This is a genomic window from Nostoc sp. NOS(2021) (assembly GCF_017115025.1).
Lineage (GTDB): Bacteria > Cyanobacteriota > Cyanobacteriia > Cyanobacteriales > Nostocaceae > Nostoc.
Window position 1 is genome coordinate 1 of sequence record NZ_JABXKM010000194.1, and the last position, 11,013, is coordinate 11,013.

The following is an 11,013-nucleotide window of genomic DNA, read 5'->3' on the forward strand; positions in this document are numbered from 1 at the left end:
ACTTATCGGGGGTCTAACCTAGTATGGGTTAGACCCCTAATTCGCCAGCAGCATCCTTGAAGAAGTCGGGGATCTGGACATAGTATTGCTATATGCTGAGTTTTACCGATTTGACAAGACTCTAATTTTGTTAACTTGACACCAATGGGAAGATGCCCACCCCACAAGAGAAACTGCGATCATTCTCTTTGCCGGAACGCCGGATATCAATACCCCCCTTTGATCTTCTGGGGTACGAAGCCTGGGATGTCAGTAGTGTCAATTGCGAAGACGAAGAACTTGTTTGGGTTGTCGATACCTGCTGGATGAAAAGCGTCTGGCGCTATGGTACCAACGAAGTCGTTATCGTTGGCGATGAAAAGCGTATGCTTGATCACGCGGTTGATAATCACATCTGGCCCGAAAGCCAAACTTTCAAGCTTGGCAGGGATGTCCTCTGCTTTGATCCCATTCTGAGTGAGCGTAGCTACTACATCGAGGAACAGGGTTTTGCTAACTGCCTTACCAGCTAGGTTGCTTTCGCCAGTGATATTGCTTACTTCTTGAGCATTCGTCAGATCGATATGGTATATCTTCTTGAAGGCAGCCTGAGAGCCGTCGCCCAAGCCCTTGCCATCTCGTTCGTCTACCAGGAATTCGCGATCGCTGATGGACAAAATCTCACTTACTGTCGGGTATTTTGGTTTAGCTGCGGTGCCGATATTATCTAGCTGATAGGCGTATTCTTGGGTGGCACCTGTTGCAATGTCGATCTTAACAATTCTGGTGTAAGCGCCATTAGTACCGCCGTCCTGGATCAGCGGACTCTGCATGATGCCGACTAGGGTCTTGCCATTAGGGGTAATCGCGAGTCCTTCCATACCCTTGTTCGCAACACGTCCAGATGTGTTACTGCTAATCTCTGTATCACCAACAGGATTTAGGTTTTTGACTGCGAACTTGCTGTCGAGCGTAAAGACCTTAATGCGCTTACCTGTCTCGCGGTTGAATTGGTACACATAGGGGCCATATTCATCGGTGATAAAGATGGACTCACCGTCATTGGATACACGCACGCCCTCCGGATCGAAGCGGGCATCATTGGGATAGGTCGATATCTGGGTGGGGTCGAAGTTGTCTGAGCGTCCAGTGAAATAGTAGGTATTCTTGGCATTCAGGGCAGGGACACCGCTCGGCACTCCCAGTCCCACCCCAGTACCGTAGTCTAGAGGTTTCTTGCTCGATAGCAGGGTTGTGTCAATTAGAGAAGGAGTAAGAGTAAAGGGCAACGCTGAACCAAGCTGGCTGGGTACGAGTTTCAGACTGATGGTTTGAAAGCGGTTAATATAGGATGTTGTGTCATCCACAGCGCTATTGTATGCCTTGGCATTCGGGCCCCGATCTGGGATGGCGATGAAGGTGTTACGGCCAGCGTAGGCTAATCCCGACCCAATACCACCAAGGAGGTTTCCCGGAACACCGCTTTCGAGCGGAGCGGAGGTTTTGCGGGAGAGGTCTCCGATGTTACCACTCAGGCTGCCAATTGCGACCAGCTTAACCTCTGCGTTGGCGGCAGGGGCAGCAAAAAATGACGCTAATAAGAACAGAATGAGATTTGTCTTGAGCATATCAGTATTCCTACTAGGGACAATATTTACTGAGGGATAGTGTATTTTTTTTCACTTTGTCATTATCTATGCCTAATAATTAAGCTATTTTTAAGCAAAGATTAAGTAAAGATTAATGTAGAAATGCCTGATGCCCACCAGTATTAGATGGGGCTGTGGACGGGGCAGAAGAAGGCAAACAAGAGTATAGGACTTACGCACTTTAAAAATTGAGCATCATGTGCATATCAAGCTTATTAAGATAAAAGTCTTGCCCTGCCTCGTTCCTGGGCTGCTGCCTGGGAATGTGATCACAGGGAGGCAGAGCCTCCCTGTTTGACAGGAGGCAGAGCCTCCCACAAGAGCATTACAAGGCTCTGCCTTGTAACGAGAGGTAACTCACATTTAGTTACGTCTGTCAATGCGTAAGTCCTAGAGTACAAACTTTTTTACCCGCATTTCTCAGTTGTGAGAAATGCGGGTAAAGTTAGAGGTCATCTATAAAGTAAAAATTAAATTACTGTCGGGTGTGTTAGGCGTATGTTTCGATATGATTTGTCACGAAAAACATGACATAAGCGCCTAACGCACCATATTATAAGCGGTGCGTTAGGCTAAAGCCGTAACACACCCTACTTAAGATTTACTTTTATAGTTACTAACAAAAATATTTACGACTACTGCTGTTTGGTGCAGTAGTCACCTTTAAGATGCAGCAATCATTTTCTCTCAAGTCGGCACTAATTCACCAGGACGCAATTTCGACCACTTACCCGTTTCCCGCTTAAAACTGAGACAACCAACAACATCCCATTCCATTTCAATTACATCATCTTGAGTCCGAATGTTGACATTGATCGAAGGTTCATTCGGATCAAAATTTGGTGTTTCGGTCAAGTGAGGCTGTTGGTGCTGCCCTTCTACGGCATGATAGGTAAAACAGCTGTCTACATAGTGGCAGTTCACACAAATACACATAATAGAACCAACTCCAGACGCCTTTATTGTTAATCTAACTTAAGCCCAACTGTTATTCATGAGTTGCTGGGTTGATTTTTATTACAATGCACGAATCAGTTGCTTCTACCCTAGCTGCCGAAAATTGGCCTTTTAGCTTGGAATGGCTGCCACAACCCGCTTACATGGTAGGTGGCGCTGTCCGCGATGCTATCCTTGGCAGAACTCGCGAATATCTGGATCTAGATTTTGTTATACCATCTAAGGCGGTAAAGGTAGCGAGAGCGATCGCTCATCATTACAAAGCTGGTTTTGTGTTACTCGATGCCGAACGACAAATTGCCCGTGTGGTTTTTCCCCACGCCACTGCTGACTTTGCCCAACAGGAAGGAAATAGTTTAGAAGTGGATTTGCACAGACGGGACTTTACAGTAAATGCGATCGCCTATAATCCCCATACGCAAGAAATTATCGATCCTCTGCAAGGTTATCTAGACTTACAACAGGGCATTTTGCGAATGGTATCACCCGCGAACCTAGAAGATGACCCTTTGCGGTTAATGCGAGGTTATCGCCAAGCCGCCCAACTAGGTTTTACTATTGAGCCAGCTACCCAAGCCGCAATTCGTTCTTTGGCATCACATATCAGCAAAGTTGCAGCCGAACGAGTTAGGGTAGAAATTGGCTATCTGCTAGCAAATTCTCAGGGTACTCCTTGGATTACAAGTGCTTGGGAAGATGGTTTACTTACCCCTTTCTTCAAAAACGCCACCCGTGAAAGCTTGATCAAACTAGCAGAAGTTGATCAAGCAGCTGCCTTACTCACCCAAAATTGGCCACAATTAGGCGCACAACTCCAAGAATATGTCCGCGATAGTATCAAAACCACTTGGTTAGGTATTGCCAAACTTGCTTGTCTTGTCAACCCAGATCCGCAATTAGCAGAAATAGAACTACAGGAACTAACTTATAGTCGTGCCGAAATCCGGGGTGTAACCACTGCTCTGAAACTGTTCCCACAGCTTCAAATAGTCGATATGTCTTTGCGAGAACAATACTTTTTGTTCCATGACGCAGATATGGTGTTTCCTGCTATGGCAGTGCTAGCTGTAGCACTTGATAATTTGCTAGAGGCGATGTCTAGTGACAACCCACTACACACAGCAGTCGCTACAACTCTGGAAACCAAAGCAAGGGGCTGCATTGTCTGGGCACCTTTGATCAGCCGCTACTTGAACCCTGATGATCTGGTCGCTCATCCCACTTCACTAGTGAGCGGGAAAGAGTTGATTATAGCATTAGATATTCCCGCTTCGCCAATCATCGGCCAACTGTTGACAGAAATTGCCGTAGCACAAGCTGAGGGGAAAGTCTTAACACCAACAGAGGCGATCGCATTTGCACGTCAGTTACTTGAGGGTTAAATATACCTGATCAATTTCTGGTGATGTTATCTGATGACAATATTGCGGCGGGCTACGCCTACGCAATATTGGCATTGCTGAGTAACAGAGTTTTCTAAGGTAAATACCAAATCGGCTCAACTGCGGCTTTGGTGACAACCAAATCACCGCCTGGTTTCATCACCTTGCCATCTACCTGCAAACGACATTTGTCTACTGTATCTTGCAGCTTTAGCATATTGATGTGAGCTAGTCATTAGTTTTTTTGTGATATTTTTATGAGTTATTAGTCACTAGGGATCTATCAACCACCTATAGTCAGTTTTTATTTTTAAAGTTTGGCATCCTAATGACCAACCACTTATGACTCTAGATGTCGAGTGTGGTAAGCTGTCGTATTACTGAATAGAATAAATAACACAGGAAATTCATAATTAGCAATTAATCACCGCAAATTTAAAGATGACTTTAAAAATGATTTAATAGATATATTTTGTGAGAAAGTGAATACAAAGGTATATTCACTGATCTCAAATTCATGGATTCTTTATTTATCAATTCCTTACTTGAAGAGTTGAAAAACCCGGATGCCACAGTCCGCGAAAAGGCAACCAGAAAAATCTGGCGGATCTGGTTTCAGCAAAAGGGAATCTATGGGCTGGAAATAATTGATCGCAGTCAAAAATTACTGGATGCAGGTGAAATTGCGGAAGCCGAAACAGCGCTGACGGCACTAATTAAAGACCAACCAGATTTTGCCGAAGCCTGGAATCGCCGTGCTTTCCTCTATTACAGTATTGGTGATTATCAAAAATCTTTGGCAGATTGTCAGATGGTTGTACAGATAAATCCAATACATTTTGGGGCGCTTCACGGTATGGGCTTGTGTTATGCGGCACTAAGAGAGTATGGTCAAGCGATCGGAGCTTTTCAACGCGCTCTAGAAATTCAGCCCTATTCGCTAGTGAATCAAAAGTTGATTCTAGAATGTACATTTAGATTCAGCTACAACGGCAGATAGGAAAGAGCATTATACTGTTTTATGAATCCGTCATCACCCTCATCAACAGCAATTCATCGCCTTAGTCGTCGCAATTTTATCCAATACGGTTCTATCTGGATTAGTAGTAGCGTTATTGCTGCTTGTACTAACAGCAACCAACCGTCAAATAGCAATTATCGGGTGGATAAAATTACGTTTGGTACAAACTGGATAGCACAAGCAGAACACGGCGGATTTTACCAGGCGATGTCTACGACGGGCTGCGCTTACGCCACTGGTATTTACAAAGACTACGGTTTAGATGTAACTCTCAAAATGGGTGGCCCCCAGCTTCCTAGTGGTACTCAATTGTTGATGGGGGGTGTGGTAGATTTCTTTATGGGTTATGGCATGGATGCCGTGAACGCCATAGCACAAGGTATTCCCAGAATTACAGTTGCAGCAATTTTCCAGAAAGACCCTTGGTGTCTGATTGCACATCTCAACCCAGCAATTAAAATCCTTGCCGACCTCAAAGGCAAACCAATTTATGTCTCTGCTTCTGCTAACATTACCTATTGGCCTTTACTCGAAGCAAAGTACGGTTTTACCGATGATCAAAAGCTCCCTACAACTTTAATCCCGCTCCTTTTCTGATTGACAAAAACTCAGCCCAGCAAGGTTATATTACGTCTGAACCCTTTGCCATTGAAAAACAGGGTGGTTTTCAGCCAGTAGTATTTTTATTAGCAGATTATAATTACAAGGACGTATACACCTTGCAATTTGTGAATAAAGGAGTAGGCTATTACAAGAAGTAAGCGATCGCTTGCTATTTTCCAGATTTTTAGCTACCTTTCAAAGTGGAGTATCCAATTCAGTCTCAACATCTGAGTTTATTTCCACTTCAACACTCTCAACAGCTTGGCGCAATGCTAAAAAAGCCTCCTTTAAGGGTTGACTAACTGCACTGTCGGGTTCTGCAAGCACAAGCTTTTGATATTCCTCCACAAATTGCATCCGTAAGCGATGAAACAAGTGCAAAAAATGCCGTAAAAAACCAATACAATTCAGCACTACAATCTCTATGCCTCCTGTCTTTTCATAGAGATTAGTAGCATAGTCTTCTACATCTTTATCTATAGTTTCAGTAGTTATAAATATGTAATTATCGATTTTATATCCAGTTTGTTCTACTCTTCGTGTAATTTTTTGCAGGGCATGATTGATGTCATTTATAGTAATGCGTTTCATTTTCATCTCATAGCTGGTTACTAAATTGTTACTATTTATGAGCCTGATTTCAATGTCACCTAAAGAACCAGTTTGTTTATCAGCGGCATTGTGACTTTCAAAGGGTAAACCTCGTTCTCCTAAATGTTCTGAGGCTGATTGATAAGCAGCAGCTACAATAAGCACTGGTAAACGACTTGCTCTCGGACAATCCAAATGCTGTCTAATAAGTTTTACAATTGCTTCAGCAGAAAGAGGAATTGCCTGATCATCTAAAGTGTTTAAATTAGCAATAAGGCTTTGAATTCGTTGATCTTTCTCTTTTTTAAGAATCAAAAGCCATTTTATAGTTTCTACAAGCAGGTCTTCTGTTGCTACACGCTCTGTATAAACATCGTCAAATAGCTGAATAACAGTCTCGGATAATATTAGAGGTTTTCCTATCAACTTAACATCTAAAGTTAAAGGAATTGCTTTAGTACGAAGTGCGGGTGTCAGAAAAGCAGTTGTTGGGTTGCATACATCTTGTAAGTTACGTTCATTAATAAAAAATGCTATATGTGATTCATCGTAAAAACGACCTGAGTAAGAATCTTTTGTGCCAATTTCAGTAAATGGCTTACGAATATCTAGATGAGGTTGATGAACTTTCGCTAATAAGCAAGCTAATAAAAGCCTGATGCCAGCCTTATTTTGAGGATGTCTACATACAAATTCGACTCTATCAACAATTTCTGGAGCAATCATCATTGAATCGCCCGTTCTAATGTATTCGGATGCTCTATCAAAGGCTGAGTTAAGAATCTCTGGAGGCATTGACATAATAGCTTTTGTAGACTTTTTGGACTTCCTTTGAGATATTTGTATAGGTTGATATTCTAGGTCATAGTTTGTCCAGAGGACTTCTGTACGTAACTTTTTGACAGAGTGACAGTACTTTGACGGTGCTGGAATACGTCGCCAGTCACCATATAGTTCCTCCATCAGGGTACAGTCGTATCCTGAGATAGCAACTTTAGCACTGACATTGTGAAGCACATAAGCTAGTTTATGATGTTCTTCATCTGTCATCTCGTAGCCATAAGCATTGCTGTCTCCACGAGAATCATGTGGATAAGGAGGGTCGCAGTAAAAGAGTGTTTCTTCGCTGTCATATCTTTGAATAACTTCAATTGCTGGGCAATTTTCTATTTGAACTCGCTGAAATCTTTGAACTATTTTAGAAAGATCATCTATACTTCCTAACCATCTTGAGACAGCCCCAGCCATACCTGCACGACTTGTTAACAAACAATGTGCCCATCTACCGTAGCTTGCTGTTTGAGCTAATCCTGTTCTCACTTGTCTAGCTCGGACAAAAAATCGCCTTGCTCGTTCTAAATTAGATAACTCTTTAGTAGGTTGATAAATGGCAAGTTCAAACTCACGTCTTGAGAAAGGAGTGAAAGTAATAGCCCTGATGAGTTCATTTTTCTCATCCCGTAGTACACGAAAAAAGTTAACTAGTTCACCATCAATATCATTGTAAGTTTCTACAGGTGATGGCTCTTTATTTATCAAAACTGCTGCTGAACCTCCAAAAGGCTCACAGTAATGAGTAGTTGTTGACAAGAGTGGTAGAAGCCAGTCCAGATGACTGTATTTTCCTCCATACCAACCGAATGCTATCAGCTTACTCATAAGTTTGCTATTTTATGTAACCCTTTAATTTAACACTAAGTTGTTCAGTTAAACTCAAATCGATACCACTCAGATTTGCATTTCCAGTATTTATCAGGAATATTTAATAAACATCTACTCGAATAAATGTTGTCAATACTTTCTACGGTTTTGAGTTTGAACTGATAATTAGGTTAAGCATCAAACATCTTTTCCATATTGTCTGATACAGTAAAATTTTAATCTACAGAATGAATGAGTAACCGTGCCGTGATCACACTCAATCAAATTAGCAAGGTTTACGCAGAGAATTAACTCCTCTGCGTTCCTCTGCGCTTTCCTCAGCGTTCCTCTGCGTTAAAAAAAAAGGATATAATATGACGACAACATTAGATGCCCTGATTAATTCTCTAGAAGGCATAGAAACCATCACCGACTCCACCCAAGTCGCAAAATTATCCCAGGATTATCACAGCTTTAGTCCGGTGCTTGTGCCGAAACTAGAGGGAAAAGTCGGGGATATTGTAGTGCGTCCCGCCAATGAAGCAGAGGTTTTAAAAGTTGCAGCCGCCTGCGCGAAACACCGTGTACCTGTAACTGTGCGGGGTGCGGGAACAGGGAATTATGGGCAGTGCGTACCATTGCACGGTGGCGTAATTTTAGATATGACGCGGATGCAAGAGATTCCTTGGGTGAAACCGGGGGTGGCGCGGGTAGAAGCTGGGGTGAAGTTGGCGGCTTTGGATAAAAAAACACGAGAAATTGGCTGGGAAATCCGCATGGCACCCTCCACGTACCGCACAGCCACAATTGGCGGATTTATTGCTGGGGGGAGTGGGGGCATTGGTTCGATACAATATGGGTTACTAGGCGATCGCGGTAATATCTTAGCACTGCGAGTGGTAACTGTAGAAGATGAACCCCGTGCGATCGAATTACGCGGCGACGATGTACAAAAGGTGAATCATGCTTGGGGAATTAACGGCATCATTACCGAAGTCGAAATCCCCTTAGGCCCAGCTTATCCTTGGGCAGAAGTCATTGTCACATTTGACGAGTTTATGACAGCAGCAAAGTTTGGTCAGGCGCTGGGTAATGCTGATGGCATGATTAAGAAGTTGATTTCTGTCTTTGCATCCCAAATTCCCCAATATTTTCACGCCCTACAAGAGTACATTCCTGAAGGCACTCACCCAGTATTTTTGATCATTGCTGAATCAAGTTTGGAATTCTTACCGGGTTTGGTGCAGCAATATGGCGGCCAGATTACTTATGAAAAACCAGCCCAGGAAGCAGCCAAAGGTACACATTTAGCAGAATTTAGCTGGAACCACACTACCTTACTCGCCCGGAGTGTAGATACTGGTATTACCTATTTACAAAGTATGTTTCCTGCGGATAAAAGTTTGCAACTAGTAGAGCAGATGTATCATCACTTCGGCGATGAGGTAATGATGCATTTAGAATTTTTTCGGGTAAACGGTGCCGTAGTTCCTGGTGCTTTGCAACTTGTGCGCTACACCACAGAAGAACGCCTCAACGAGATTATCCGCTATCACGAAGAACATGGTGTGAGTATTGCCAATCCTCACACGTATATTATTGAAGATGGAGGCAGAAAAGTTATTGATCCTGAGCAGTTAAAATTTAAAGAAATAGTTGATCCCTATGGTTTGATGAACCCTGGTAAAAGCAAGGTTCTTCAATTTCAAATTCAAAATTAACGCCATGTGCAACTTTTACTAAAACCTAAACAGCCCCCTTCCCTACTAGGGAATAGGGAGAATTCAAAGCCTCTCTTTCGTAAGGAGAGAGGTTTGGAAGTGAGGTCAGAATATTTAAGTTGCACATCGCGTAAATTAGCAAACTACAGAAACACATATCAGAACTTTCTCTGTATATTTGTGTAACCTCCCTCCAAAAAGCTAGCTGTTGGGCGTTTATAATTTGTGGTTTGATTTTAACAGGACTTACGCATCAAGTACGAAATGTAGGGGCAATTCATGAATTGCCCCTACGGTAAATCAAGGCTTTCACTGCCTTTTTGCGTAAGTCCTGTTTAAGAGCCGTGGGGATAACCCAAAATCCAACATCCCAAAACCGCCCATGATTGAAATTGACGGTTCCTACGGAGAGGGAGGCGGACAAGTTCTTCGCACTTCCTTAAGTCTAGCCGCCATCACCGGTGAACCCATACGAATTACAGGCATTCGCGCCGGACGCAAAAAGCCAGGATTAGCAGCACAACACTTAACAGCAGTTCGGGCTGCGGCGAGAATTTGTAATGCCCAACTTCGGGGTGATGCTTTGGGTTCAATGCTGCTGGAATTTATCCCTGGTAGTGCTGTGCAAGCCGGAACTTATACCTTTGATGTTAGTAAAGCACAACAAGGTGGTTCTGCGGGTGCGATCGCTCTAGTTTTACAGACAATTCTCTTACCTTTAGCACTAGCATCCGGCAATTCCCAGGTAACACTAAAGGGTGGAACTCATGTTAACTTTAGCCCGACAGTGACGTACATTGAGCAAGTTTATCTGCCAATATTGCAACGCATGGGAGTAGAGGCCCAAGTCAAGTTAGGCGCTTGGGGGTGGTTTCCCCAAGGTGGGGGAGAGGTACAGTTGCAGGTGAATGGCGGTAGTCAACTCAGCGGGATTAACTTGCTAGAACGGGGAGATTTACAACAGGTGCGAGGACTAGCAGTAGTAACGGAATTGCCTTCGCATATTCCCCAACGGATGGCGAATCGTGCCGAAAATTTGTTACGGTCAGCCCATTTGAAAGTTGCTATACAGACCTTGCGAGAAAGAGGTGTGGCACCTGGGGCGGGTATTTTTTTAACTGCTGAGTATCAGAACAGCTTGACTGGCTTTGGTGGATTTGGGCGATTACGGTTGTCAGCGGAGACAGTTGCAGAGATTGCTTGTCAGCAACTGCTTGAGTTTCATCAAACTGGCGCAGCAGTGGATGAACATTTAGCAGACCAGTTATTATTGCCAGGTGCTTTAGCTTCACAGGAAAGTCAGTACCGGGTAGCTGAGGTGAGTAGACATTTGACGACAAATGCAGCGGTAATTGAACAGTTTGGGCTGGCGCAGATAACAGTAGATGAAGCTGAGAAAATAGTGTCGGTGATACGTTTGACTAGATGAAATAAACAAAGCTTTGAGGAATTATAGCAGGGGACTGGGG

General features: G+C 43.4%; 8 protein-coding genes and 1 pseudogene. 5 read left to right on the forward strand and 4 right to left on the reverse strand.

All coding sequences use genetic code 11. The features are described from left to right. Window positions 1-206: 206 nt before the first annotated feature. On the reverse strand, window positions 207-1,607 hold the full coding sequence (locus HWQ41_RS21865) for an esterase-like activity of phytase family protein (protein WP_292767435.1): 1,401 nt from the start codon (window positions 1,605-1,607) through the stop codon (window positions 207-209). Between the two features lie 708 nt (window positions 1,608-2,315). After that, window positions 2,316-2,564, reverse strand: a complete 249-nt coding sequence (locus HWQ41_RS21870; RefSeq protein WP_104904694.1) for a Ycf34 family protein — start codon at window positions 2,562-2,564, stop codon at window positions 2,316-2,318. Between the two features lie 86 nt (window positions 2,565-2,650). On the opposite strand from HWQ41_RS21870, the gene HWQ41_RS21875 reads away from it, so the two are divergent. After that, window positions 2,651-3,967 carry a CCA tRNA nucleotidyltransferase gene (locus HWQ41_RS21875; protein ID WP_292767439.1) on the forward strand — a complete coding sequence of 439 codons (1,317 nt, stop codon included), beginning with the start codon at window positions 2,651-2,653 and terminating at the stop codon, window positions 3,965-3,967. Between the two features lie 97 nt (window positions 3,968-4,064). Here the strand turns inward: HWQ41_RS21875 and HWQ41_RS21880 are convergent. Beyond that, window positions 4,065-4,196, reverse strand: a pseudogene (locus HWQ41_RS21880) (hypothetical protein); the annotation flags it as partial. 288 nt (window positions 4,197-4,484) lie between these two features. Between HWQ41_RS21880 and HWQ41_RS21885 the strand changes: the two are divergent. Beyond that, window positions 4,485-4,967, forward strand: coding sequence for a tetratricopeptide repeat protein (locus tag HWQ41_RS21885; protein ID WP_292767442.1), 483 nt, complete (start codon window positions 4,485-4,487; stop codon window positions 4,965-4,967). 21 nt (window positions 4,968-4,988) lie between these two features. Beyond that, window positions 4,989-5,585 carry an ABC transporter substrate-binding protein gene (locus HWQ41_RS21890; protein ID WP_292767445.1) on the forward strand — a complete coding sequence of 199 codons (597 nt, stop codon included), beginning with the start codon at window positions 4,989-4,991 and terminating at the stop codon, window positions 5,583-5,585. 201 nt (window positions 5,586-5,786) lie between these two features. Here the strand turns inward: HWQ41_RS21890 and HWQ41_RS21895 are convergent, their stop codons facing one another. Further along, window positions 5,787-7,841, reverse strand: a complete 2,055-nt coding sequence (locus tag HWQ41_RS21895; RefSeq protein WP_292767448.1) for a DNA adenine methylase — start codon at window positions 7,839-7,841, stop codon at window positions 5,787-5,789. 356 nt (window positions 7,842-8,197) lie between these two features. Here HWQ41_RS21895 and HWQ41_RS21900 point away from each other — a divergent pair, with 356 nt between their 5' ends. Then, entirely contained in the window at window positions 8,198-9,544 is a 1,347-nt protein-coding gene (locus tag HWQ41_RS21900; RefSeq protein WP_292767451.1) for an FAD-binding oxidoreductase, read from the forward strand. A gap of 382 nt (window positions 9,545-9,926) precedes the next feature. Further along, the gene (rtcA, locus tag HWQ41_RS21905; protein WP_292767454.1) at window positions 9,927-10,973 is read left to right on the forward strand and encodes an RNA 3'-terminal phosphate cyclase; all 1,047 of its coding nucleotides are present in this window, start codon (window positions 9,927-9,929) and stop codon (window positions 10,971-10,973) included. Window positions 10,974-11,013: the final 40 nt, after the last annotated feature.